Source organism: Cytophagia bacterium CHB2, from assembly GCA_030263535.1.
Taxonomy (GTDB): Bacteria; Zhuqueibacterota; Zhuqueibacteria; order Zhuqueibacterales; family Zhuqueibacteraceae; genus Coneutiohabitans.
Genome location: SZPB01000036.1, coordinates 1 through 26,502 on the forward strand (window position 1 = coordinate 1; position 26,502 = coordinate 26,502).

General features: G+C 54.7%; 21 protein-coding genes. 9 read left to right on the forward strand and 12 right to left on the reverse strand.

From position 1 onward, the window contains the following. Positions 1 to 205 precede the first annotated feature (205 nt). The 7 genes from FBQ85_05805 (at position 206) to FBQ85_05835 (ending at position 10,718) form a co-directional block, all read left to right on the forward strand. Complete coding sequence (locus FBQ85_05805; protein MDL1874675.1) at positions 206 to 610, forward strand: hypothetical protein; 405 nt, start codon at positions 206 to 208, stop codon at positions 608 to 610. A 183-nt stretch (positions 611 to 793) separates the two neighbouring features. Continuing rightward, positions 794 to 1,564 (forward strand): glycosyltransferase family 2 protein, encoded by a 771-nt coding sequence (locus tag FBQ85_05810; protein ID MDL1874676.1) that lies wholly within the window; start codon positions 794 to 796, stop codon positions 1,562 to 1,564. Beyond that, complete coding sequence (locus FBQ85_05815; GenBank protein ID MDL1874677.1) at positions 1,530 to 2,834, forward strand: TolC family protein; 1,305 nt, start codon at positions 1,530 to 1,532, stop codon at positions 2,832 to 2,834. Before FBQ85_05810 ends, FBQ85_05815 begins: the two co-directional genes overlap by 35 nt. A 117-nt stretch (positions 2,835 to 2,951) precedes the next feature. Continuing rightward, a complete protein-coding gene (locus FBQ85_05820) occupies positions 2,952 to 4,415 on the forward strand; it encodes an efflux RND transporter periplasmic adaptor subunit (GenBank protein ID MDL1874678.1) in 1,464 nt (487 codons plus the stop codon). Between the two features lie 81 nt (positions 4,416 to 4,496). Continuing rightward, positions 4,497 to 7,610: an efflux RND transporter permease subunit gene (locus tag FBQ85_05825; GenBank protein MDL1874679.1), complete on the forward strand. Its 3,114-nt coding sequence runs from the start codon at positions 4,497 to 4,499 to the stop codon at positions 7,608 to 7,610. A gap of 159 nt (positions 7,611 to 7,769) precedes the next feature. Further along, a complete protein-coding gene (locus tag FBQ85_05830) occupies positions 7,770 to 10,271 on the forward strand; it encodes a heavy metal translocating P-type ATPase (GenBank protein ID MDL1874680.1) in 2,502 nt (833 codons plus the stop codon). A gap of 72 nt (positions 10,272 to 10,343) precedes the next feature. Further along, the gene (locus FBQ85_05835) at positions 10,344 to 10,718 is read left to right on the forward strand and encodes a heavy-metal-associated domain-containing protein (protein MDL1874681.1); all 375 of its coding nucleotides are present in this window, start codon (positions 10,344 to 10,346) and stop codon (positions 10,716 to 10,718) included. A gap of 115 nt (positions 10,719 to 10,833) precedes the next feature. Here FBQ85_05835 and FBQ85_05840 read toward each other — a convergent pair whose 3' ends face one another. Genes FBQ85_05840 through FBQ85_05855 form a run of 4 tightly spaced genes read right to left on the reverse strand, consistent with a single transcriptional unit; the run spans position 10,834 to position 16,767 of the window. Next, complete coding sequence (locus FBQ85_05840) at positions 10,834 to 12,885, reverse strand: S9 family peptidase (protein MDL1874682.1); 2,052 nt, start codon at positions 12,883 to 12,885, stop codon at positions 10,834 to 10,836. Positions 12,886 to 12,911: 26 nt separating this feature from the next. Then, a complete protein-coding gene (locus tag FBQ85_05845) occupies positions 12,912 to 14,246 on the reverse strand; it encodes a SpoIID/LytB domain-containing protein (GenBank protein MDL1874683.1) in 1,335 nt (444 codons plus the stop codon). Then, positions 14,243 to 15,262 carry a DUF4922 domain-containing protein gene (locus FBQ85_05850; GenBank protein MDL1874684.1) on the reverse strand — a complete coding sequence of 340 codons (1,020 nt, stop codon included), beginning with the start codon at positions 15,260 to 15,262 and terminating at the stop codon, positions 14,243 to 14,245. The genes FBQ85_05845 and FBQ85_05850 overlap by 4 nt, the downstream gene beginning before the upstream one ends. A 32-nt stretch (positions 15,263 to 15,294) precedes the next feature. Then, positions 15,295 to 16,767: a glycosyltransferase family 2 protein gene (locus tag FBQ85_05855; GenBank protein ID MDL1874685.1), complete on the reverse strand. Its 1,473-nt coding sequence runs from the start codon at positions 16,765 to 16,767 to the stop codon at positions 15,295 to 15,297. 380 nt (positions 16,768 to 17,147) lie between these two features. On the opposite strand from FBQ85_05855, the gene FBQ85_05860 reads away from it, so the two are divergent. Beyond that, positions 17,148 to 17,543: a hypothetical protein gene (locus tag FBQ85_05860; protein ID MDL1874686.1), complete on the forward strand. Its 396-nt coding sequence runs from the start codon at positions 17,148 to 17,150 to the stop codon at positions 17,541 to 17,543. 22 nt (positions 17,544 to 17,565) lie between these two features. Further along, positions 17,566 to 19,461 carry a biosynthetic arginine decarboxylase gene (gene speA, locus FBQ85_05865; protein ID MDL1874687.1) on the forward strand — a complete coding sequence of 632 codons (1,896 nt, stop codon included), beginning with the start codon at positions 17,566 to 17,568 and terminating at the stop codon, positions 19,459 to 19,461. A 188-nt stretch (positions 19,462 to 19,649) separates the two neighbouring features. Here the strand turns inward: speA and FBQ85_05870 are convergent, their stop codons facing one another. The 8 genes from FBQ85_05870 to ligA all read right to left on the reverse strand — a co-directional run. Then, positions 19,650 to 21,587, reverse strand: coding sequence for a hypothetical protein (locus FBQ85_05870; GenBank protein ID MDL1874688.1), 1,938 nt, complete (start codon positions 21,585 to 21,587; stop codon positions 19,650 to 19,652). Positions 21,588 to 21,832: 245 nt separating this feature from the next. Next, a complete protein-coding gene (locus FBQ85_05875; protein MDL1874689.1) occupies positions 21,833 to 22,225 on the reverse strand; it encodes a hypothetical protein in 393 nt (130 codons plus the stop codon). After that, positions 22,203 to 23,030 carry a 3'(2'),5'-bisphosphate nucleotidase CysQ gene (locus FBQ85_05880; GenBank protein ID MDL1874690.1) on the reverse strand — a complete coding sequence of 276 codons (828 nt, stop codon included), beginning with the start codon at positions 23,028 to 23,030 and terminating at the stop codon, positions 22,203 to 22,205. The genes FBQ85_05875 and FBQ85_05880 overlap by 23 nt, the downstream gene beginning before the upstream one ends. Positions 23,031 to 23,056: 26 nt before the next feature. Further along, entirely contained in the window at positions 23,057 to 23,452 is a 396-nt protein-coding gene (locus FBQ85_05885) for a DUF948 domain-containing protein (protein ID MDL1874691.1), read from the reverse strand. 37 nt (positions 23,453 to 23,489) lie between these two features. Continuing rightward, positions 23,490 to 23,930: a hypothetical protein gene (locus tag FBQ85_05890; GenBank protein MDL1874692.1), complete on the reverse strand. Its 441-nt coding sequence runs from the start codon at positions 23,928 to 23,930 to the stop codon at positions 23,490 to 23,492. A 92-nt stretch (positions 23,931 to 24,022) separates the two neighbouring features. Further along, on the reverse strand, positions 24,023 to 24,430 hold the full coding sequence (locus FBQ85_05895) for a hypothetical protein (protein MDL1874693.1): 408 nt from the start codon (positions 24,428 to 24,430) through the stop codon (positions 24,023 to 24,025). Between the two features lie 12 nt (positions 24,431 to 24,442). Then, on the reverse strand, positions 24,443 to 24,988 hold the full coding sequence (locus tag FBQ85_05900; protein MDL1874694.1) for a hypothetical protein: 546 nt from the start codon (positions 24,986 to 24,988) through the stop codon (positions 24,443 to 24,445). A 23-nt stretch (positions 24,989 to 25,011) separates the two neighbouring features. Beyond that, positions 25,012 to 26,502, reverse strand: a 1,491-nt coding sequence (gene ligA / locus FBQ85_05905; protein MDL1874695.1) for an NAD-dependent DNA ligase LigA, incomplete at its 5' end; no start/stop codon positions are given.

Sequence of the window (26,502 nt, forward strand, 5' to 3'; positions counted from 1 at the left end):
CAGATTTCTTGTTTTTCACAAGGGCTCCTGATTATGTGGTTGTCTGCCTTCAAGATAGGAGCCATCAGAAAAATTTCAACTAAATTTAGGACAAAATCTCTTGCAATTCACTCCAAAACTTATAGATTTTGCAACAGTCATGCGTGTTCATTTTGAATAATTCCTAATGAAACGCAACCGCTCCTCGTTATATGATAAAAGATTTATGAGTAAGCGAACCGCCGTGCGTCATTTCAAAAAAATCTTCATCGCATTTCTTGCCGCGAGTGTGCTGCAAACGTTGATGCCCGCAAACCCAGCGCCGAGCGCATCATCGTGCTGTCCAGTTGAAACACAAGGCGCGGCCTCCAACTCCTGTTGCGCCAGCAAATCGCCGCGGCGCTTGTTGTGTTGCACGGAAGAAACGGAAGCGCCAGCAAGCAACGTTGCTCAAATTCCTACGCCCGGCCACAAATCATTGCGCGCGGCGCTTGATCTTGCGCTGCAGACCTTTACTGACGATGACGCTTTGGAGTATTGCTCCATAAATATCTCACCAGATTTTTATGCCTGTAATGCCTTGCTGACCTCCAGCCAACGCTACAAATTGTCCGCCCTCCTGCTCATTTGAACACACTGTCAAGGGTGGAGTCCGCCTTCACCTCCGCCTTTGATTTATTTAATTCCCTGTCAATTCCATACATTCACGCGTACTCGGCCAAACGAGTGCTGCCTGTGCGTGCTTTGCCAAAACCAGAAACGAGTTTGTTTATAGAATCGGTATTGGCAAACCGCGCCGTTCTCAGAGGCAAATATGAAAATCTCCGTCGTCATCCCGGCATTCAACGAAGAACGCTCGATCGGCCTTGTCGTCGCTGCAATCCCAAGGCCGCCGGTGAGCGAGATCATCGTTGCCAACAACAATTCCAGCGATCGCACCGCTGAGGTGGCGCGGGCCGCAGGAGCACACGTGGTGGATGAGCCGCAGGCCGGCTATGGCGCCGCGTGTCACACCGGGGTTCTGTCTGCACAGCAGCGCGGTGCCGAACTAATTGTCTTTCTCGATGGCGATTACAGCGACTATCCCGAAGAAATTCCGGCGCTGATTGCGCCGATCATCGCAGAAGAGGCTGACATGGTCATTGGTTCTCGCATTCTCGGTCAACGCGAGCGGGGTTCATTGACGCCGCAGCAACGTTTCGGCGGATGGCTGGCGTGCAAGCTCATGAAACTGTTCTTCGGCGCGCACTACACTGACCTTGGGCCATTTCGCGCCATCACCCTGCCGGCGTTGGAACGCCTCAACATGCAGGATCGCAATTACGGCTGGACGGTGGAAATGCAGATAAAAGCAGCCCGCGCCGGCCTGCGCGTTCAGGAGATTCCGGTGCGTTATCGCAAGCGCATCGGCGTCTCGAAAGTCTCGGGTACGGTGAAAGGTGTGGTGCTGGCAGGTTACAAAATTCTCTGGACGATTTTCAAGTACGCTCTTCAACCTCCGCCGGCGGCTGGCAAAACCGGGCAACGGCTTCACGTTGCCGGGCAAAACCATGCAGCCGCGAAACAGAATCTCTCATCCAAATAGAACCATGAAAACTGAAGTCTCTCTCAAATTCACCTTCTGCCTGCTGCTTGGTCTCGGAATGAGCGGGGCAGCGTTGGCGCAAGGCGATCATGGCGGAACCGTCAGCCTTGCCGCCCTTCTCCGTGAGGCGCGCGCGCGCAATCCCGAGATTCGTGCGGCGCAGAAAAAATGGCAGGCGATGCAGGCGCGCATCAAGCCCGCCGGCACGCTCGAAGATCCGCAGATCGGCTTGCAAGTGATGTACGCGCCGTATCCGTTGCGCAACGCTTTTAGAAACGAACGCGCCCTCATCATCAGCCAGATGTTTGAATTTCCCGGCAAACTCGGCTTGATGTCCGGCATGGCTCGCCGCGAAGCGGAGATGTCGGCGGCAGACCACGAGTTCGTGACGCTGAAAGTGCTCACCGAAGTGAAGAAAACGTATTTCATGCTCTTTCACCTCGACTACGATCTCGAAATCAACCGCGAAAACCGCGAGCTGATGAAACAATTCATCGCGATTGCCAATGTCAAATACGCCACCGGCATGGGATCACAACCGGACATCATCAAAGCGCAAACCGAGTATTCGATGATGTTCAACGACAGCCTGATGTTGGCGCAGGAACGCAGTTCAATGGTGGCGATGCTCAACGCGCTGCTGGATCGTCCACGCGATAGCCACGTGCCGTTGATTCACGAGCATCTCGATCCACATCATTTTTCTTTTAATTTGGATTCGCTGGTGCAAACGGCGTATGCCCATCGCCCCGAATTGAAAAACATGCAAGCAATGGCGGACATGTACCAGCTTTCCGGGCAGCTGGCGCGCCGCGAGTATTTTCCCAATTTCATGTTGAGCTACACGCATCGCAAAATGCCGGAGATGCAGAATTGGGACGCGATGGTTTCATTCAACGTTCCGCTCTATTTTTGGCGCAAAGAAAAATTGCGCGTGCAGGAGGCTGATGCCAATTATCAAATGGCCACCGCGAGTCTGCAATCGATGCGCAACATGATACGCGCCGAAGTAGAAAGCGCCTTTTACAAAGTCGAGCAGGCGGGACGCAGCGTGCGGATTTTCCAAAACACCGTCGTGCCGCAAGCTGAGCAATCGCTGCTGGCCAGCCGCGCCGCTTACGAAAACAACAAAGTGGATTTTCTCATGCTGCTCGACAGCCAGCGCACGCAGCGCGATCTGAAACTCGCCGCGCATCAGGCGCTGGCGGATTTCGGCACGCGGCTGGCCGAGTTGGAGTTTGTCGTTGGTATCGAGTTGATCAACAAATAAGTAGTCCTGCCCCCTTGTGGGGCACTGTCGATAACACAGCTTTTTCTTTCTCGACAACCGCCCACAAGGGGCGGGGACTACCTCAAAGGAATTTGTATTTTTGCAAAGAGGTAGAACATGCAATCCCGAATACTCTCATTTGGCTTATGTCTTTTGTTGCTCACGATTTTTCTGCTGAGCTGTGAAAAAAAGGCCGAGCAAATGGCAGCCCCCGGTGGACCGGCAACGGCGGAGAAAAAAGACCGCAAAATTCTCTACTACAAAGATCCGATGCACCCCTGGCTCACTTCGCCGAAACCCGCGAAAGCGCCGGATTGCGGCATGGACATGGTGCCGGTTTATGAAGGCGAAGAGGAAGAGCAGCCCGGCAGCGCGATCAAAATCGATCCCACTGTCGTGCAAAACATTGGCGTTAAAACCGAGGCGGTGCAAAAGCGCCGGCTCGCCAAAACCATTCGCGCCGCCGGCAAGATCGAAGTGGATGAAACCAGGCTCTACGCCGTGAATACGAAAATCATGGGCTGGGTGGAAAAGCTTTATGTGAATGTCACCGGCCAGCCCGTGAGAAAGGGTCAGCCCCTGCTCGAACTCTATTCACCGGACTTGGTTTCAACGCAGGAAGAATATCTTCTCGCCTTGCGCTATCAAAATGCTGTGAGTGGCAGCGAATTGCAGGAAACGCTGGCCGGTTCATCGAGTTTGATCGAGAGCGCGCGCCGGCGTTTGGAGTTGTGGGATGTCACGGAGGCGCAAATTGCGGAACTGGAAAAGAGCGGCAAACCGCGGCGCACACTGACTTTCTACTCTCCCGCTGACGGCATCGTGATGGAGAAAATGGTCGTGCAAGGCGCGGCGGTCATGCCCGGCATGGATCTCTTCAAAATTGTCGATCTCGCGAAGGTGTGGGTGATGGCAGATGTTTATGAATACGAGCTGCCGTGGATCAAAACCGGCGAACGGGCTGAAATGGAGCTTTCCTTTGTTCCTGGAAAAACCTTCACCGGCAAAGTCACCTACATCTATCCAATGCTGGCGATGGAAAGCCGTACCGCCAAAGTCCGTTTGGAATTTGCCAACCCGGCCGGCGAGATTCAACTGCGCCCCGAAATGTTCGCGACGGTGCGCTTGAAATCTGACTTGAGTGAAGAAACGATTGCCGTGCCCGAGCAGGCCATCATCCGCAGCGGCGAACGGCTCGTTGCCATCGTGGCGCGCGACGGCGGTTATTTCGACGTGCGCGAAGTGAAAGCCGGTTTGGTTGCCGAAGGCTACATGCAAATTCTCGATGGCCTGCACGAGGGTGAGCAACTCGTGGTGTCTTCACAATTCTTGATCGACTCCGAAAGCAACTTGCGCACGGCCATTGCACAATTTACCAGCAGCCATGCGGGTCATGGCGGGCAGTCGATGACAACACCGCTGCAAGAAGAGAGCAAAGCCATTGACCATTCGACTCCTGATCTGGGAAAAACTCAAGAAACCGGCGCGAAAAAGTATACCTGCGAAATGCACCCGGAAGTGATCATGGACGCACCCGGCGATTGCCCGAAGTGTGGGATGAGGTTGGTGGAGATGAAATGAAAGTTGCTGGTTGCTCGTTGCTGACCATTGGCCAATTCAACATCAGCAACAAGCAGCCAGCAACCAACAACGGAGCTTTTTATGCTACCTAAAATAATAGACTGGTCCATCCGCAATAAATTTCTCGTCGTCTTGCTCACCGTCTTTGCGATCATCGGCGGCATCTATGCCATGCTCAACACGCCGGTGGATGCCATTCCCGATTTGAGCGACGTGCAGGTCATCATCTACACCAAGTTCGATGGCCAGTCGCCGCGCATTGTGGAAGATCAGGTGACGTATCCGTTGACGACGGCGATGGTCTCGGTGCCGCGCTCGACCGTCGTGCGCGGTTACTCCTTCTTCGGCTATTCGCTGGTTTATGTGATTTTCGAGGACGGCACCGATATTTACTGGGCGCGTTCGCGCGTGCTCGAATATCTCAACTACGCGGCGAATCGCCTGCCCAAAGGCGTGGTGCCCGCGCTCGGACCGGATGCCACCGGCGTCGGTTGGGTTTTTCAATATGCTCTCACCTCCAACAAGCGTGATCTCGCGGAATTGCGCTCGATTCAAGATTGGTATTTGAAATATGAATTGAGCGCGGTGGAGGGTGTATCCGAAGTTGCCAGCATCGGCGGCTTCGTCAAGCAATACCAAGTCACCGTCGATCCCAATCGCCTGCTCGCCTACAACATTCCGCTCGACATGGTGATGATGGCGATCCGCAAGAGCAACCACGACGTCGGCGGCGAGACCATCGAAATGAGCGAGACGGAGTTCATGATTCGCGGCCTCGGTTATCTCAAGTCCCTGGACGACATCAAGAAGATTCCGCTGATGGTGGACAAGATGAGCGGCACACCGGTGTATTTGCGCGACGTGGCCGACGTGCAAATCGGCCCGGAAATGCGCCGCGGCATCGGCGAGCTCAACGGCGAAGGCGAGGCGGTAAGCGGCATCATCGTCATGCGCTACGGCGAAAACGCGCTGAAAGTCATCGACGGCGTAAAGAAGAAGCTGGAAGTGCTGCAAGCCGGTTTGCCGGAAGATGTCAAGATTGAAATTGTATATGATCGCTCGGCATTGATCAACCGTGCCATTGCCAACTTGCGCGAAAGTCTGATCGAAGAAATCACTGTTGTCGGCATCGTCTGCCTGATCTTTCTGCTGCATCTGCGCAGCGGTTTTGTCGCGATTTTCACCCTGCCCACGGCGGTGCTGATTTCGTTTCTGATCATGTACTATCAAGGCATCAACGCCAACATCATGTCGCTCGGCGGCATTGCCATTGCCATCGGCGCGATGGTGGACGCCGCGATCATCATGATCGAAAACGCGCACAAGCATCTCGAACACGATGCCGGCAAGAAAGAGCATTGGGCGATTATTGCCGATGCCTCCAAAGAAGTCGGGCCCTCGCTGTTCTATTCTTTGATGGTGATGACAGTTTCGTTTTTGCCCGTCTTCGCTTTGCAGCAACAAGAGGGCCGGCTCTTCAAACCACTGGCTTTCACCAAAACCTATGCGATGGCGGCTTCCGCGTTTCTCGCGATTACCATCGTACCGATTTTGATGGGCTTTTTGATTCGCGGCCGCATCCGGCCGGAGGAAAAGAATCCCCTCAGCCGGTTTTTGATCAAACTCTACGATCCCGTGCTGCACTTCGTGTTGCGTTGGCGGAAATCCGTGCTCGCCGCAGCGCTGCTCATTCTCGCCGTAACGGTTTATCCGTTCTCGAAGATCGGTGACGAGTTCATGCCGCCGCTCTATGAAGGCGATTTGCTCTACATGCCGACGACTTTGCCCGGCATCAGCGTCACCAAAGCGCGCGAGATTTTGCAGCAGACCGACAAGATCATTCGCCAGTTCCCGGAAGTGCATCACGTCTACGGCAAAATCGGCCGCGCCGAAACCGCCACTGACCCGGCGGGCCTCGACATGATTGAAACCACCATTATGCTCAAGCCGGAAAACGAGTGGCGGCCAGGCATGACGGTGGACAAACTCATCGATGAAATGGACGCCGCGCTGAAAATTCCCGGCTTGTCGAACGTGTGGACCATGCCGATCAAGAATCGCGTCGACATGCTGTCAACCGGCATCAAGACGCCGGTGGGCGTCAAGATTTCCGGCCCGGATTTGCCGACACTGGAAGCCCTCGGCAAGGAAGTCGAGGCCGTGGTCAAGCAAGTCCCGAATACACTTTCCGCTTTTGCGGAACGCGCGGTCGGCGGCAATTACGTCGATTTTCACACCAACCGCGACGAAGCCGCGCGCTACGGTTTGACGGTCGAAGATATTCACAACACCATTCAATCCGCGCTGGGCGGAATGGCGGTGACAACCACAGTCGAAGGCCTCGAACGCTATCCGGTAAATCTGCGCTACAGCCGCGAGTTGCGAGACAATATTGAGGCGCTCAAGCGCGTGCTGGTGGCAACGCCAACCGGCCAACAAATTCCACTCGGACAGCTCACGACCATCAGCGTCAACAAAGGCCCGATGGTGATTCGCACCGAGGACACGCGGCCCAATGTTTGGGTGTATGTCGATATCAAAGACATCGACGTCGGTACCTACGTGAAGAGGGCCAGGAATGCCGTGGCGGAAAACGTCAAGCTGCCGGCGGGATACAACATCGTGTGGAGCGGACAATTCGAGTACTTGCAGCGCGCCGAGCAACGCCTCATGTTCGTCATTCCAGTAACGATTCTCATCATCTTTGTGATCATCTATCTCAGCACGCGCTCGGTAACTAAAACACTAATCGTCTTTCTGGCGGTGCCGTTCTCGCTGGTCGGCGCGATCTGGCTGCTCTATCTGCTCGATTACAATTTCAGCATTGCCGTGTGGGTGGGCATCATCGCGCTCGCCGGTTTGGATGCCGAGACCGGCGTGGTGATGCTGTTGTATCTCGACGTCGCATTCGAAAATTCCAAGAAGAAGGGATTGATGCGAACCTTGAGCGATTTGCGCGAAGCGATTTACGAAGGCGCAGTGCGCCGCATTCGCCCGAAAGTGATGACCGTCGGCACCACGTTCGTCGGCCTGCTGCCCATCATGTGGAGCGCCGGCACCGGCGCCGACGTGATGAAGCGCATCGCCGCGCCCATGGTCGGCGGTTTGTTCACTTCGCTGCTGCTGGAGCTGACGGTTTATCCGGTGATCTATTACTTGTGGAAAGGACGGTCTCTGCGGCAAAGCGAGACTTGACAAGAGAACGGAAGAAGTGTAACCCGATACTACTTTGCGCGTCTGTGTGAGTGTAAATGCAGGCAACAAGAAAGCAGCTCACGCAAACCTGCCGTGTCGGTATCCGGAACGACTGCCCGGATTGCAGGTGCGGCTCAGTATCAAAAGGAAGGTTGAATCATGGCCAAAGATCCCATTTGCGGCATGACGGTAGATGAGGCAACGAGCCTGCGCGCCGAACGTGACGGGCAGACCTATTATTTCTGCTGCGAGCATTGCCGGCAGAAATTTCTGGCGCCGCCTGCACCACAAGTCATCACCCTGCAACGGCCCCTCGCGGTCGCAAAACAGCCTGTCACGCTCGCGCCTTCGCACCACACCAGACACGGCCAGCACCCGCCGGCGCCGGCCGCGCACGCGTGCTGCGCGGAGGACGGTGCTTCATCAACAACGCCCACTTCCGCTGCGAAATACTTCTGCCCAATGTGTGAGGGCATCACAAGCGACCAACCCGGCGATTGCCCGAAGTGCGGCATGGCATTGGAAAAGAATCTGGCCTGGCAGCCAGCAGGCAAAACGATTTACACTTGCCCCATGCACCCGGAAATCGAGCAGGACGAGCCAGGGAACTGCCCCATCTGCGGCATGGCGCTGGAGCCAAAGACTGTGGCTGCCGGCACAGAAGAAGAAAACGCGGAGCTGCGCGACATGACGCGCCGGTTTTGGATTGGCGCGGCGCTCACGCTGCCGGTTTTTCTGCTGGCGATGGCGCATATGATTCCCGCGCTGAACGTGGTACCAGCGAGTATTTCACGTTGGGCGCAATTCATCCTCAGCACACCGGTGGTGTTGTGGGCGGGCTGGCCGTTCTTCAAACGCGGCTGGCGCTCGATCGTGACACGGCACCTTAACATGTTCACGCTGATCGCGATCGGCGTGGGCGCGGCTTATGTCTTTAGCGCTGTTGCGATGTTGTTGCCAAATCTGTTTCCACATTCCATGCGGCACAATGGCGGTGTGGACATTTATTTCGAAGCCGCGGCAGTGATTGTCGTGCTGGTGTTGCTCGGACAAGTGCTCGAACTGCGTGCGCGCAGCCGTACCGGCAACGCCATTCGCAGCCTGCTCAATTTGACGCCACCGACCGCGCATCTCATCCAGGACGGCGATGAACGCGAAGTGCCGCTGGCAACAGTGCAGGTAGGCGATCGCTTGCGCGTGCGGCCGGGCGAAAAGATTCCGGTTGATGGTGTCGTGCTCGAAGGCCGCAGCAGCGTGGACGAATCAATGATCACTGGCGAGCCGATTCCCGTGGCAAAGAATGCCGGCGACAAAGTCACCGGTGGCACGGTCAATGGCACCGGCAGCTTTGTGATGCAGGCGCAGCGCGTGGGCAGTGACACTTTGCTGGCGCAAATCGTCGCTATGGTCGCGCAAGCGCAACGCAGCCGCGCGCCGATTCAAGGGCTGGCCGACAAAGTTTCCGGCTATTTTGTTCCCGCCGTCGTCGCCATTGCCGTAATCACTGCATTGCTGTGGTATTTCTTCGGCCCGGAACCGCGTCTGGCTCATGCCATTGTCAACGCCGTTGCGGTGTTGATTATTGCATGTCCCTGTGCTTTGGGTTTGGCCACGCCGATGTCGGTGATGGTCGGCGTGGGCCGCGGTGCGCAATCCGGGGTGCTCATTCGCAACGCCGAAGCCATCGAAATCATGGAGAAGGTCGATACGCTGGTTGTTGACAAAACCGGCACGCTCACCGAAGGCAGGCCGCGTCTCGTTGCCGTTTCTGTCGTAGAGGGATTTGATGAGCGTGAATTACTTTCCGCGGCCGCGTCCCTCGAACAGAACAGCGAGCATCCGCTGGCGGCCGCCATTGTGCAAGGCGCAAAAGCACGGGGCGTGAAGCCACAAGCAATAACGGATTTCGCCTCGGTCACCGGCGGCGGCGTGATCGGCAAATTCAACGGCAGCGAAATCACGCTTGGCAAGCTTGCTTTTTTGCAGCAGCGCGGCATGAGCGGACTCGCGGCACTCGAAGCACGCGCAGCGCAACTGCAATACGAGGGCAATACGGTGGTATTCGTCGCAATCAACGGCGAAGCCGCGGGCTTGCTCGCAATTGCCGATCCGATCAAAGCTTCAACGCCCGAGGCCATTGCAGAATTGCACCGGCTCGGCTTGAAAATCATCATGCTCACCGGCGATAATCAACGCACAGCAGAGGCCGTGGCGAAGAATCTCGGCATCGATGAAGTAGATGCGGGCGTGGAGCCACAGCACAAACACGAGCGCGTTCAGCAACTGCGGCAGCAGGGCCGCATTGTGGCGATGGCAGGCGACGGCATCAATGACGCGCCGGCATTGGCCGCGGCGCATGTCGGCATCGCGATGGGCACGGGCACGGATGTGGCAATGGAAAGCGCGGGCATCACGCTGGTCAAAGGCGATCTGCGCGGCCTCGCCAGCGCTGTACATCTCAGCCGCGCGATGATGCGCAACATCCGCCAAAATCTCTTCTTCGCATTTGTCTACAATTCCCTCGGCATTCCGATTGCCGCAGGCGTGCTCTATCCGTTCTTTGGATTGTTGCTCAGCCCCATCATTGCCGGCGCGGCGATGAGCTTCAGCTCGGTTTCGGTAATCGTGAACGCGCTGCGCTTGCGCAACCAGAAACTTTGACTATCGGTCACCGCTTTGCGTATAAGAGTTTTCAATCAACCACTTTTGATTCAATACCAAAAGGAGTCTGTCATGGTAAAACGCCTTTTCCTCGCGCTCGCACTTGGTTTTGCACTCACGGCTTGCAGCGAATCTGAACAAAGCCAGGCCGCCGGCAATGCAGAGCCGGTGCGCACCTCGGAGGCCAAAATCAACGTGCCAACAGTGCAATGCGGCAGTTGTCAGGCCAATATCGAAAGCGCATTAAAAGAATTGGAAGGAGTAAAATCAGCAAAAGTTGATTTGGATGCAAAAATCGCGTCGGTGAGTTATGATGCGATGGAAGCTGATTTGGCGGCATTGGAAAATGCCATCGCCATGGCGGGGTATGATGCCAACAATGTCAAGCGTGATTCAACGGCTTATGCCGAGCTTGATGCGTGTTGCAAAATGCCGGAAGACCGCTGAAGGAACAGAGTTGAGAATCGATGATTGAGATTCGAGGATAGAAGCTTGGAACGTGGAAAATCTGACGCTTTCCATCTTCAGTCTTCTATCCTCGATTTTTGTCACCTCGAGCAACTCATGAAGTCTTCTGCCCGCCGTTTTTCCGGCGAATATGCTGCTCGAACCAATCGAGCAGGCGGTTGCCGATGTCGAGAATGAACTTCGGCTCTTGCGGGCCGTGCGGCGTGCGCGGATAAACCACCATCTGCACCGGGCAGTCTTGCTGTTTAAGCGCGTTGTAAAACTCCTGTCCCTGCGACAGCGGCACGCGCAAATCTTTCTCGCCGTGCAAAATCAATGTCGGCGTTGACACGCCTTTCACATTAAACATGGCAGAATGCTTTTGGTAGACGTCTAAATTATCCCACGGCTGGCCGTTAAAGTAATCCGGCAGAAAAGCCGGGATGTCCGCCGTGCCGGTGAAGCTCATGAGATTGGTCACGCCCGCACCGACGGAGGCGGCTTTGAAACGCTTCGTGCGCGTGATGATGAACGACGTCATGTAGCCGCCATAACTCCAGCCGCACACGCCCAGGCTATCAGGATGCACCACGCCTTTCTCGATCAAAAGATCAACACCCGCCATGTTGTCATCATAATCGCCGAAACCCCAATCGTTGATGTTGGCGCGGCGAAAATCCACGCCGTAACCGCTGCTGCCGCGCGGATTCGGCCGCAGCACAATGTAGTCAGCCGCGGCCAACGCTTGAATCGGATAGATCGACGAAGCGGCGGTGAACGATTCTGTGAAAACGCCTGCCGGCCCGCCGTGAATGTTCAAAATCAAAGGATATTTCCGGCTCGCGGAATAACTGACCGGATAGGTCAACATCCCCTCGATCTCTTTCCCATCTTTGGATTTCCATGTGATCACTTCCGTGCGGCCCATGGGCAATGCCGGGAAATCACGATTGACATTGGTGATTTTTGCAGGAGTAAATTTTTGCGTCGGCGAGAGAATTACCTGCGGCGCCTGCTCCGGCGTTTGATGAATCACAGCCATGGTCTTCGTATCTTTGCTGAAAGACACGCCGCCAAAGAAACCACTGCCGGTGGTGAGCGGCCGCGTTTTGCCGCCATTCACGGCCATCGCAAACACGCGCGGCGAGGTTCGCTCGGTTTCCGTGTAAAAAATTTCCTTGCCATCCGCTGACCAGCCTTGAATCACGGATTGATCGTCATGCGTTTCTCCGGCTTTGCGCGCCTCGCCGCCGTTGGCGGGGATGATATAAATGTCGCGCCGCTGCGCCCAGCGCGTATCGCCGCCGTCATGTGAGAACGCAATCCATTTGCCGTCCGGCGAAAAATTGGGGTTGGTGGCAAACGGTTTCGCAAAAAGCGGTTTGATCGCCCCGCTATCAGAAGGAACAAGCGAGAGGACGGTCGTCGGCCAATCATTCACCCGCGGCGTGGCTTGATGAGAAAACGCCAGCCATTTACCGTCCGGCGACCAATCAAAGCTCGTGACATGAAATTCGCCCACAGTCAAGCGCTGCGCCGGCCTCTTGCCTTCGGCATTCTTCTCGACTGGAACAGCATAGAGATGGGAGAATTTGAAATTTTCATCGACGACGATTGCGTCGCGCTTTTCTTTATTATCCTTCTCCTCCTGCTCTGAAAGCGGATCGCTCATCGTGTAAGCGATGCGCTTCGCATCCGGCGACCAGGTAAAACTGTTCACGCCGCTTTTGGCGTCTGTGAGCTTCTCGGCTTCGCCGCCGTACGGACGAATGAGCCAGATATTGTTTTTGTCTCCGCCGCGCGAGGAAAGAAACGCCAGCCAGGCGCCGTCCGGCGACCATTGCGGATTGGCGCAGGATTTGTCGCCCTGCGTGAATTGAAAATCGATTTTACCATCCGCACTCGCGAGAAAGATATGTGTGCGGAATTCGCTTTTCTCGCCTTCCATCAAGGGCTCGGAAACGGTGTAGGCGATCCACTTACCGTCAGGCGAAAGCGTCGCACCGGTCAGGCGCTTGTACTGAATCGAGGCTGCGGGCGTCCATTTTGCCGGCGTTGCTTCGGCAGTGGTTTTGGCCTCTTGCGCGAAAGCATTGACAGCAATCATCACGAAAAGCGCAGACAAACAACGGATCGCCTTTCTTGCAAGAAATCGATAACTGTTCATGCCGCTCTCCTTTGCTTTGGTACTTTTCAATAAAGTGTTTTGAGTTCTGCGCCGCGGAAATAATGCCGGACAATTTCTTCCGCTTTGTAGCCTTTGGTCGCCATGATCGCCGCGCCGATCTGGCAAAACCCGACGCCGTGCCCCCAGCCCGCGCCATGCAGCGTGAAATGGGTTGGGAGGCCAGCTGTGCCTCCTGCAGTCCGCACGACGAATGCAGAACTGTAAAGATGACTTTGGGAAAGCCAGCGCCGGATTTCCAATTCCTTTCCCACGATCAAGGTCTTCTTCGTGCCAATGATTTTCAATTTGATAATTCTTCCCGAGGGTCCGCGTTGCACGGGCACAAGGTTTTGCAGACTGCCGAAATCTATTCCGGATTTCGCTCGCAGAATTTCTTCCAGCTCCTCGCGATTATAAGTCACGGTCCAGCGAAAGAAGTCCGTTGTCTCTTGATCGAAAGAAGGCAAAACTTGCTGGAGAATTTTGCCGTCGGTGGTGTTGCAAAAGGCTTCGGGATTGGACAAGATCCAGGCCTCGGCTTCTGCTTCGGTGCGCAGCGGCGCATGTTCCTGCCTCGCATCCGAAACGCAGGACAAGTACGCAATGGGCGTGTCTTCCCAGGCGTTTTCGAAATTCTCGCTCAAACCGCCGCAGGCTTTGGAGAAGCGCGCATCACAGATTTCATTATTATAAACAAGAAAAACGCCGCGCGTGGCGCGTACCGCTTCCGCCGCAGCGGCTGAGATAATTTTAGTCACGCCTTGATAGCGCTGGCAATGATCGTCGGCGCAGACGTCGAACCGATCGTGATCTTCGCGATCGTACCAGCGAATCAGCTCGCCTGGTTTTTCGAGCGTGCGCTGGCTAGGCCGTCCGCGTTGCTGTTCTTTCTTTTCGCGCTCCAGCATCGCCACCAGCCAGCTCCGCGAGGTGATGGCATGCGCTTTCAGCAACTCCACGGGCGCAGTGGCGCTCATCTCCGAGGAGATCACACTCGCCAGATAATCTTCAACGGAAATCTCGTTGAGGGCGGTCAGCGTGCCGTCTTTGTCCAACACCAGCCGCAAATCGCCCTGAAATGTCTGCGCTTCTTTTCGTTCCCAGTGAAAGTCGATGCCGATGGTGACCTCATGCAGCACGAAGATGGAGGATTGAAGATGGAGGGCATATATTTCCGGTGCGCGCAGCAGTTCCTCTCCCGCTTCATTCGCGAGTACGATGGCGTCATTTTCCACGCGCGCATGCCAGGCGCCGGCAACCGGCAGACTTCCGCTGATTTGAAATTCTCCGTTGAAACGGCCGCGGACTTCGCGGCGCCGCGTGAGGATGCCGACTTTGATGTGCGGTTCTGAAGTGATCATAGCGACTCGATAATTTGTTGGGTGATTTCGGAAGTGATGGATACTTCGCGATAAATGTTCGCAATCTGTTCTGCATCGAGGCGCACAAAATCCTTTTCGATTGGCGTGATGATCAATCCGCCCATGTCAACCGAGGCCGGGCTGACCAGAATTCTGTCATCACCTTCTTGAAAATAAACCTCCGGGCGATGCTTGCGCCGTGGAAAGATGATCGCCCGGTAAAGGCGGTCGCGAAATGTGCAGATGATATTCATCATCGGTTCGTCATTGCCGCCCATGACGTGGTTCATGGCGTTGATCGTACGCGCCAGCGCCGCCATCATCGCGCTTTCGTCACCGCCGGTGAGCAGCAGGATTTCCCGTCCCAATTCCTGGCTTGTGTGCAGCGTGACACCAGGCAAGTTTTTTGCCAGCACGTTGCGTCCCGATTCGAGGATTTGTGTTTCCACAGGAATGACGTGCGAGGGACACGCTTGAAAGTGCAAATGATCAGGCGCCGAAGCACCGCAGCGCGGGCCGTTATAAAACACGCTGAACTGCGGACTGAACTCCCGCGCCAGGTTCAATAGGATTTCAATACTTCCGTCGATGGCTTGCGGCCGATGCTGCACATGCGCAATGGTATAATGCTGTGCGAAGATCGGGGCCGGGTTGCACAACACGAGATAGTCATCGCGATAGCCGACGCCCTTTTGCTGGCCGGGCAGATTTTTTTCACAGAGAAAGCACGGCCGCGCTTGAATGGATTGAGCATCGACTCTAGCGCCGCTGCTGATCGCGCGTTGCGGATTAAACTGCAAGCGCACGACAAAACCTTCAGCGTGCAGCTCGCGCACGCGCACGGAGTCGAGGGCGCGATAACCCTCGGCAAGCTGCGGCCACGCAGCTTTTTGCTGTTCGAGTAAATCCAGCGCCAACTGTGACAGCGAAGGCGGATTTTGTGAAGGATCGTAATAGGCGAAAAATCGGCTGGACTGCAAAATGACTCTCCTGCAAAAGATGCTACCGCGAAAGATTCGGACTCATCTGGGCTTCTGCAAAGCGCCGGCTACCTGCGCGAGCGAGCGCTTTGTTGCCGCGCCAGTATTTCCATGGTGCGGATCTTGTCTTTGTAATAATCATTGCGATTGATCTTGTCGATAGGCAACGCTGCATCAGTGTTGCCCTCCCAGCGCCGGCAAAGATAAACGCAATCGTAAATGCGGCCGATTTGATACTCTCGCGATAGCCGCAGGGCCACGGCATAATCCTCGCCGTAGCTCACATTGGGAAGGCCGGCTTCACGCAGCAAGGCGGTGTCAAAGGCGCGCGGCGCGCCCAGGCCGTTGATGCGTAGCGCGTTGTTGCGGCCGTTGGCCGGTGTCCATTCGCGGTGATCGATCAGGCCGGGCGGAATTTCTTCGAGATTCATATTCACCAGCCGGTACGAGCCAATGACCATGGCGTAATTCCCGCTGCGAAATTCATTGACAATTTTTTGCAGCGTGTCCGGCCCGCTGTAGATGTCGTCGGAATCGAGCTGCACGGAATATCTGCCGCAATGCTCAGAGGCGACTGCTTCATTCCAGCAGCCGCCGATGCCAAGATCATGGCGCTGCGGAATGATATGTATCAGAGTTGAATGCTGCGCCGAGAGTTCTTGCAATTTCTCCGTCGTGCCGTCGGTGGAGTGATTGTCGACGACAATGACGTTAAAGGAAAAATCCGTCTGTTGATTGAGCGCGCTGAGAACAGCGTCGGCAATAGTGCGCGCGCGGTTGCGCACGGGAATGATGACACTCGCCGTCACCGGAAAATCATGCAAAGGCTTGGGAACTTTCTTGAAGCGCGGCGGCAGATAAGCGCCGAGACGCTTGAGATGCTGTGTCGCAACTTTCTCCATCTCCACTTGCACGGCGCGGTTGCGCGGATCGACGTAATCAAAATGCTTCTCGCCGCTCAAACGGACATCGGCCTCAGTTTTCGTGTAAAGAAATTCCTGAATGTGAAACAGCTCGTGCTGCAGCGAGAGTTTCAAGCGTAAATCATACAGCCCGGCGAATTCGACGCTGGCAATGGCGCCGTATTTTTTTAAACTGGCGCGCACCGCCGCCATGTTGAAAAGCAACACGCTGCCAAAATCGAAATTGTCGCGCACGCTGCCGATTTGGTAGTCGTTCACCGGGTGTTCACTGCGTTCGCCATTTTTGATCTCAAAAAAATCCGCGTACACCATCCCAGCGCGGGTGCTCTCCGCTGCTGTCAAAAGTCTTTCCAAAGCACGCTGGCCAAGTTGAATCTCAGCCGCAGGCAAAACCAATAGCGCATACGGTGTTTTGATACTCTTGAACACCGCGTTCAGCGTCTTGCCGGAATGCCATCCGGTCACACGCAGCCCTTCACATTTAGCGTGGTCCGGAATCTCTCCACCGCCGTGCAGCAACAGAATCTTTTTTACAGAATCGGCGACCGAGAACTGTTGTAATGTTTCATTGAATTGGCTGGAAGGGGATGCGGGGATAATGACAGTCAACGCGCTCATGCAATTTCCTCATATTCGATAATGCAAAGCCTAACTTGTATTTGCGAGAATCGGGAGAGAATCTCATAAGATTCTAATAGAATATTGCAATAAATCGGCTGCTAGTCGCGCCGCTCATCTTTTCTGAAAAGGCTACCGGATTCTCATGGCGCAAGCGCCGACAAAACATAAGGCGCAACACCTAGAACCGCAAGAGTTTTCTCAACTTCATGCCGGCGGCAAATTTTTAGAGGCCGTTCGATTTTTGCCAAAAATTTTGTCCGTAAACACATTGAGGCTTGATAATCAAAAATAACTTTTGTAGACTCCGCGCCGGTTGCAAAATTCCCTTCAACTGCGCGCAGTGGATTGAGCAAATATTTTGGCTGAGGAGCTTGGTCATGCGATTCGAAGAAAAATATCAAGATGTATTGCAAAACATTGAGTTTGCGATCGTGAGCGTGTATCGTGACCATCCGGAGTTGACGGATTATGATATCGCCGATGCCGTTCAGGCATTGACGCGCCAATATGTAGCGGAAGCGGCAAAACGCTATCAGCCTTACACCAATCTCTCCGATCGTGCGAATCTGGTCGTGCAGGCAGCCAAAAACATGTGTGACTGGCGTTTGGGGCGCAACACGTTTGAAACCCAGGAGGGCGAAAAAATTGCGTCGCCGAACAATACACTGGATGAAATCATTGCTTGTCTTAAACGTATTCACAAATCCGTGCAGTTTTGGACAAAAGAAGGCGGGCGGCAGGGTTATCTGAAATTCGTCAGCAAATACATCTAACTTAAACCATCATGAGGGCAACGTGTCGGTCTGGAAAATTCAAGATTCCATCGAAGCATACAACATCGCGCAATGGGGCGCAAATTTTTTTGCCGTGAATGAAAACGGCCACGTGGTAGTGCATCCCAACGGCGACACGGGACGCGCGATCGATCTCAAAATCCTGGTTGACGAGATTCAACAACGCGGCATCCAACTGCCGCTGTTGGTGCGCTTCTCCGATGTTCTGCGCACGCGTGTGCGCGACCTGTGTACAAGCTTTCAAAATGCCATCGAAGAATACAAGTATCAATCGGTTTATCGCGGCGTCTATCCCATCAAAGTCAACCAGCAGAAACACGTCGTCTCCACCATCGTGGACGCAGGGCGGCCGTTTCATTACGGCCTGGAAGCCGGCTCGAAACCAGAATTATTGACGACCATGGCATTGATCGATGATCCCGAGGCGTTGATCGTGTGCAACGGCTACAAAGACGAGGAGTTCATCGAGCTGGGCTTGTTGGCGCGCAAAGTGGGCAAGAATGTTGTGCTCGTCGTGGAAAAGTTCAATGAAGTTGATTTGATCATCAAAATCGCGGAGCGCATGAACGTGAAGCCGGCCATCGGGCTGCGCATCCGGCTTTCCACCAAAGGCGCGGGCCGCTGGGAAGCCTCAGGCGGCGATCGCTCAAAATTCGGATTAGGGCCGGTGGAAATTTTGCAGACGGTGGACAAGCTCAAATCCCAAAACATGCTCGATTGTTTGCAGTTGCTGCACTATCATCTCGGGAGCCAAATCACCGCCATTCGAAATATCAAAGACGCGCTGCGCGAAGCCGGCCGCTATTACGTCGAAATCAAAAAGCTTGGCGCGGCGTTGACGTATTTCGATGTCGGCGGCGGCCTGGCGGTGGATTATGACGGCTCGCGCACGAATTTCTCCGCCTCCGCCAATTACTCGTTGCAGGAATATGCCAACGACGTCGTCTATCAAATCATGACGACGTGCGACGAGGCCAACGTACCGCATCCCATCATTGTAAGCGAATCCGGACGCGCCATCACGGCGCATCATTCTGTGTTGGTATTCAACGTGTTGGGCGCGATTGCGTCACAGCCGATCGAACCGCAAAAACCGGTTGACGCCCCGCCGCTGGTGGTCGAGTTGTGGGATTCCTATCAAAGCCTGAGCCGGAAAAATTATCAGGAAGCCTATCACGACATTCAACATGCGCGCGAGCAGATCTTAAACATGTTCAATCTCGGTTATCTCAATCTGCACTGGCGCGCCTACGCCGAAGCGGTTTATCGCGCGGCCAATCACAAGATTCAGCGCCTGGCCAAGGATTGGGACTATATTCCGGATGAATTGGAGGGATTGGACAAAGCTCTGGCGGATATTTACTTTTGCAATTTCTCGCTGTTTCAATCGCTGCCCGATGCCTGGGCGATCGATCAGGTTTTCCCGATCATGCCGATTCACCGCCTGCATGAAAATCCAACGCAATCCGCCGTGCTGGCCGACATCACCTGCGATTCCGACGGCTGCATCGATCGCTTCATTGATTTGCGCGACGTTAAAGATGTGTTGCCGCTGCATCCGCTGCATGAAAGTGAAGAGTATCTCATCGGCATCTTTCTCGTCGGCGCTTATCAGGAGATTCTCGGCGATTTGCACAATCTGTTCGGCGACAACAATGCCGTACACGTGACGCTCGACGGCGACGAGCATACTTACAAAATCGAGCATGTCGAATACGGCGACACGGTGGCCGAGGTGCTGGGTTATGTGCAGCAGAAGAAGGACGATCTCGTCAACCGCTTTCGCGAAAGCGTCGAGCGCGCAGTGCGCGAGGGCAAATGCTCGATACACGAATCGCGCCACGTGCTTGAAATGTATCGTAACGGCTTTGAGGGATATACTTACATGGAGGGCTGATCTGCGCCGCCAAATTCAGGTGGGAGAGGCGAGTACCGGATAGCCGTGTAAAACTATTACAACTCGCGTTCTCCTGCGCGAATAAATCCAACAAAGGCCGGCTTTCAAACACTTGATTTCAAGGCTGGCCTTTGCACGTTCTTCTCAGCACGGACGGCGTGCGTAAAGATTTCCGGCGCTTCGTTTATTCAAAATGCCTGCCCGATGCTCAAATGAAATTCAAAGCGTTTCTCCGCTTCTACTTGCCGGTTGAGCTTCCACGCGAAATCGATTCGCCCCGGCCCGATGGGCGTATCCAACCGCAAACCCCAGCCTGCGGCATAATGCAGATCATCCAAAGGAAACGTGGCGCTGGAACGCCAAACGTTACCGGCGTCGGTGAAGAGAACCATGCCCAGAGTCTTCCACAAAGGCAGCCGCAACTCGAGGTTCCCCTCCAATATGCTGCGCCCGCCGCTCGGTACATCATTGTTGTCGATCGGCCCCAAGCGAAGCCGGCGCCAACCGCGCACGGACGTGCTGCCGCCGGCATAATAAAGCTCGTCCGGCACTTCGGCCTCGGTGATTTCCGGCGGCAAAAACAAACTGCCGATGCGCATGCGCGTTGCCAAAATCACGGGCTGCGAGAGGCGGGTGTAGGTGCGGTATTCCGCGGTCGCGCGCCAATACGGCTTATCCTTTAAAAACAAATTCCCCCAATTCACTTCGAGCGAACGAAAATAACCCCGGCGTGGAGAAAACAACGGCTCACTGGTATTGCCCGACATACCCAGGGTGAGCGTCGAGCGTCCCGTGCGCCGGATGCCGTTGGTTGAATCATTCATGGCTGCAATTTCGACTCGCTCAGGACGATAACGGACATAACCGCTGCTGAAACGTCCGAGACGACGGCGCATTAAGGCCTCGGCGCCCGCGCGCCGCAAGTCAAAAACGACGCGCCGCTCGCCTGCTTCATCCCTCGATTTTTCGACTTGACGCTGATAATAGGGGCTGAATTGCAGAGACGTTTTGGCATCGGGGATGTGCGGTTGAAACAGCGTGATTTGAAAACGTCCCGGTTCAAGATCGGAATATTTGGCTTCCACTTGCATGCGTCGCGCATCACCCAAAAAATTCCGCCGTTGCCAGTTGACGGTTGTACGAAAGCGATCTTCCGTGCCAAATCCCCCGCCCAATTTGAGCGTGTAACGAGGCGCTTCTCTCACCCGAACTTCGATGGGCACAGCGCTGCTCTGCTCGTCAACCGGCACGCCGCGAATTTGCACGGACTGAAACAGTTCCAATAAATAAATGCGCTGTTGCGATTCCAGCAATTTGCTCTGGTTAAAGCGTTCGCCTTCTTTGAATGAAAGTTCCTTACGGATTACGCGCGAGGGATAATAATGTTGGCCCTGAATTTCAATTTTGCCGAATGTACACCACTTTTGGGGATTGATTTTAAAAATCAGCTTTGCCGTCAGATTATCCACAGCGGGATGAAGTTGCGGCGTTATTTCGGCAAAGGGATAGCCTTGATCAGCGAAACGATTGAACAGGGCAAGACGGTTGCGGCTGATTGCGCCGTCAGCGGCGATATCGCCGACTTCAAGGTCGAGCGCCTTGTGAAGATCAGGCCACAGGTGGGTCAAATTGTTGGAATCCGCCGGCACGAATGAAATTTGCGCCAGGCGTAACGGTTCGTTTTCTTCGATCGTGACGCGCACACGAATTTCCTGCTTGCCGTCGTCAACGTCAAGCTTGTGGTCGATGACGCGCGCGCGATAAAACCCTTGCAGGCGATAGAACTTGGGAATGCGCAGGAGATCCAGTTGAAATTCATAACTATTGAACAACGGCGCGTCTTTCCAGGGCGCCAATTGATTGACCCACGAAAGGCTTTTGGTTGCCAATGCTTCGCGCAATTCGGCTTGCGAAACCTGCTCAACGCCTTCCAGTTTGAATTCCTTGATGCGATAATCATCCTGCGCCAGGCAAAATTCGAGGCCAAACCCGGCGTGCGCCAGGGCGAGCGTCACCCAAAACAGGCATATTCGTTGGCGTAGCACAAAAATTTCAGGTATGAGAAAAAGGGTGAAACCGCCACGCGGGAATCGCGACCGGTTCATCCATGGCAAAAAACGGTGCAAGAACGTTTCTCTTGGCTAATTTCAAATGCAGGATGAGAAAGGCAGGTTATCCGAGGTCTGCTTGCAATCGGGCTATATGAAAACCACTGAAGTGAAGGCTGCCGAAGCGAGTGCAGGTTTTCGACAAGCTCGGCTTCGACAAGCTCGGCTTCGACAAGCTCGGCTTCGACAAGCTCGGCTTCGACAAGCTCAGCCTACGTTAAGATCGAGGGTATTCACAGAGCCGAAATGTTTTCGGGTCTCGTTTAATGCCCCGCTCCGGCGTTTGCATGCTCCAGTAATATTTCCGGTAAGCGCTCGAAAAACTGTGACCGCGGCATCACCTCGCAACCAGTCGCACGCACAACCCGCGCCAGATCGACTTCGACATGACTCAGGAATCCAATCACACGATGGCCAGCTTGCAGCAATTCCGCTAAAAGCGGAACGTCCTGCGGTGAAAGCTCGCCAAGATTGATTAACACCAACGCCGGCGTGTCAGAAAGCTGCGCCCGCAAACGGTTAAAATCGCCAAAGACGTTGAGGTCGACTTTTGCCGCCTGCGCCACCGCGGTGATCTTGCTGCGCAGAAACAAGTCGTTCACCGCGGCCATCACATGCGGCGCGCCAGCCGTTTTATTCGGCAGTAACATGTTCATCGCGAATTGCCTGAATCACTTGTTCGTGCAAACGGCCGTGGGTTGCCACCAGCCCCTGGCGATGCCTGACTTCCACGGCGGTGTAATTCAAAGGCTCGCCGCGCAAATCCGTCATCACGCCGCCCGCCGCCGTCAGAATCGCCGCCGGCCCGCAGCTATCCCACATATTGACTTTCGAACTGGGATGAATGTAGACTTCACATTCGCCCGCGGCAATCAGGGCGCATTTCAGGCCGACGCTGCCCGAGTGGCGAATTTCATGGATGCCGAGGCGCTTGCGCACGCGATCGACGCGCGCATCGAAATGCGAACGGCTTGCCACCATGCGCAAACGCGCCGGCTCACGCAGATCGGAAACACGCAACGTATGCATGCCGTTTGCAGCCGCGAACCATGCGCCCAAACCGGCCGCGCCAAAATAAACCTTTGCCGCCGCCGGCTGGCTAACCACGCCGAGCGTGGCGCGCCCGTTTTCCACCAGGCCGATCATCACGGAAAATTCGCCGTTGCGCTTGATGAACTCTTTCGTCCCGTCAAGCGGATCGACGACCCAGACCAAATCCTTGCCGAGACGGCTCATGTCGTCTTGCGATTCTTCCGATAACACTGCTTCGCCGCTGAAATGCTGATGCAGTTGCGCCAATATCGTTTCATTGGCCGCGTGATCAGCGGCGGTTACCGGATTCCCCGCCGACTTCCATTCGATTTGAATTTTTTCATCGTAAAACTGCAACGCGACTTCGCCGGCTGCGACCGCGATTTCACGCACGATCTGCAACCGGCGATCCAACTCCGAAGATTGCATCTTTCTGTCCTTGAAAAGTAATGGTCCTATTTCTTACGTCGAATAAACTTGCTGCCGAGCTTGTAAACGCCGCCCAGCACACTGCCGATCAACCCGGATACTTCGAGCAACGGCCGCTGCACGCGCAGACGGATCATCTGCTCGAGTTGATGCACTTCACGCGCGGTATCGCGAATCGAACTGACGGTATCCTGCAATTTGGGTATTTCGCGCTCGACGTTTCGCACAATGCTGCGCACATCCGAGCTGATTTGCGTGACATCATGCATCAAAGGTGGCAAGTGCATGCGCACCGTTTCTGCCAGCTTTTCCAATTCCGCCACGAGCTTGCGAGCGCGCAACAATAGAGACGTCGCCGCCAGCGCGATGCCGATCATGCACAAGGCAATGATGGCAACGCTGATGGCCATGATCAATTCCATGCACTCCTCACCTTTGATGATATGATCGCGAAAAAAGTCAGCTCAACGATTGTTCGTCGGCGGGGTTCACATCGCCGGCTTTATCCTTGCGTCCGAAGCGCTTCTTGCCCTCATCGATGATGCTTTGCGCCTGGGCTTTGACATCCGCCAGCCGATGCTCCGCTTCATCCGACAAATTGCCGGCTTTTTGTTTGCCGAGCGAAATCAGTTGATCCGCTTTGGCGCGGGCTTCACGTAATTTGGCGTCCGCTTGCTGGCGCAAAAGCTCGGCCTGATGCTTGCCGTCTTCAACCACTTTGGCGGCGCGCTCTTTCACATCGCCCAAATAGGTGTCGGCCTCGTCATACAATTCGCGCGACTTACGTTTGAGGTCTTCACGCGTCTCGCGGCCCGTTTTGGGAGCATACAACAACGCAAATGCCGCGCCGATCAGTCCGCCGGCCAGCAAGCCTTTCAAAAATCCACGGTTTTCAGACATGGGACTCTCCTTTCCATCAGATAAAGTTGTGATGTAAGCAACTGCGTTCCTCGAAAACTTTCAGGTATTCTTCACTTCGTCCCTGCAATGCTTCAGCAGGTTGCCGCTTGCAACTCATCAACTAGCTTCTCCGCTTCGGATAAAGTCTGTACGCGCTTCAGCTTTTCAAGAAGCTGTTCCAGCTTCCGGGCTTCCTTGATTTGATGCGCGCGGGCGCTGAGATACTGGCCGGCCTCGCCAAATTTGAGATCGACAATGGCAGCGATGCCCTGGGATAAACCTCGCTCAAGGCCTTGTTCGAGACCTTGTTCAAGACCTTTTTTCAAGCCGATCTGTTCAGCCGTCGTGATATAAGACATTGCCCTATTCTCCTCTCTGCTTTTGATTTCTTCAGTAATTTCCATGTCCATCTCCTCTGGTAATCGCATGATCCAGTCGACAAATCTGTAAATTTTGAGCAGTGTCTCCCGGCTCATGCCGCGCTCGTAAAGCTCCAGCAAGAAACGCTTTTTTCAGGTGTATCGTTCTTTAACGTTTCCTGCCGTGTCCAGAGTTTTCAAAAAAGCCATAACAACCATGGCAAATGGCTGCGAGCTTGTTTCCAGCTCAACCCAGCGTTCACGATAGTCAATTACTTTCACCAGAGGATAACGGCACAACAATTCGAATCCCCAGCGCAAACGATGATACTGATCCGGACGAAACTTAGGATTCTCATCCGTCAGCAGCGCCAGACTGACCACTTCCTGCTGAAACTTGTCGAAGATGCGATAGTTGTAAACGAACATGCGCTCCGGAAATTCCGTTTGCTCATAGCCTTGAATCTCGATGTGAATCAACAGCCATTTTTCGGAGCCGTCAACCAGGTAGACCTTCACCAGTTTGTCAACGATGCGCTTGCCTGTCGCACTGCCGGTGATGATTTGCTGCAACTCGCTGTCAAGGAACTCATAACCTTTGGTGAAATCAATATCGCGATGAACCTGCGGAAAGAAGAACGCCACAAAGTCTTCGAACAAATCTTCCAATGCCTCTTTCCACGGGCCGTCTTGCTCCACTTGCCACCCCGCTTGTTAACCGATCATCCAACCATTTTCAAAAAATCATCTTCTGAAATGACTTTCACTCTCAACTCGCGCGCTTTGTCGAGCTTTGACCCGGCGCCCGGCCCGGCCACGACGTAATCGGTTTTCTTGCTCACCGAGCCCGAGGCCCGGCCGCCGCGCTCATCCACCATGCGTTCCGCCTCGTCGCGCGTGAATTTTTCCAGCGCGCCGGTGAACACAAACGTCTTGCCGGCAAAATTGGGATCCGCCTGCTTGGGCTTGGCGCTGGCGCGAATCTTCACGCCGCCTTTTTGCAAACGCTGAATCGTGGCAAGATTCTTCTTTTCTTTAAAAAAACTCGAAACGCTTTCTGCCACCTGCGGGCCGACTTCGTGAATCTGCTGCAAACGTTCTGCGTCCGCTTGCTGCAAGGTTTCCAAAGAACCGAATTCTTTTGCCAACACGCGGGCCATGTGTTCACCCACGTGGCGGATGCCGAGCGCATAAATAAAACGATCAAGCGCCACCTCGCGGCTCTTGTCGATGGCCGCGATGATGTTCTGCGCCGACTTTTCCGCCATGCGCTCCAACTCGGCGAGTTGTTGCGGCTTGAGAAAATACAAATCTGCACAGCTTTTCACAAGCCCTTTATCAACCATTTGATCGATCAACTTCTCGCCCAAACCGTCGATGTTCATCGCCAGCTTCGAGGCAAAATGGCGAATGCCTTCTTTCAACTGCGCGGGACAACTAATATTTTGGCAACGATGCGCCACCTCGCCTTCCAATCGGATCACCGGCTCGCCGCATACCGGGCACTTGGTTGGAAATTTGAATTTCTTGGCGTTCTTGGGGCGTTTTTCCTTGATGACTTTCACGACTTCGGGAATGACATCGCCCGCGCGCTGAATAATCACCCAATCCTTGATTCTCACATCGAGACGCTCGATCTCGTCTTCATTGTGCAGCGTGGCGCGGCTCACGGTGACACCGCCGACTTTGATGGGCTGCATGATCGCCACCGGCGTAATTGTGCCCGTGCGCCCCACTTGCACTTCAATGTTGAGAATCTGCGTGCTTTCCTGCTGGGCCTCGTATTTGTAAGCCACGGCCCAGCGCGGACTGCGCGTGCGCATGCCGGCAGCGCGCTGCAAGGCGAACGAATTCACTTTGATCACCGAGCCGTCGATCTCATATGGCAACGTCGGCCGCAGTTGTCCGATGTAGCGATAGTGCTGCAACACTTCCTCGACGCCGCGGCAGAGCTTGGGCAGATCATTGACTTTGAAACCCCATTTTTTGAACATCTGCAACGCCTGCCACTGCGACTCGAACTCGAATCCCACCACCTGGCCCAGGCCGTAGACGAACATGTCCAACGGCCGCTCGGCCGTGAGTTTGGGATCGAGTTGCCGCAACGATCCCGAGGCCGAATTGCGCGGATTGATGAATGCCGGCTCGCCCGCTTTGATGCGCTGCTCGTTCAGCTTCTTGAATGCGGCAATGGGATAAAACACCTCGCCGCG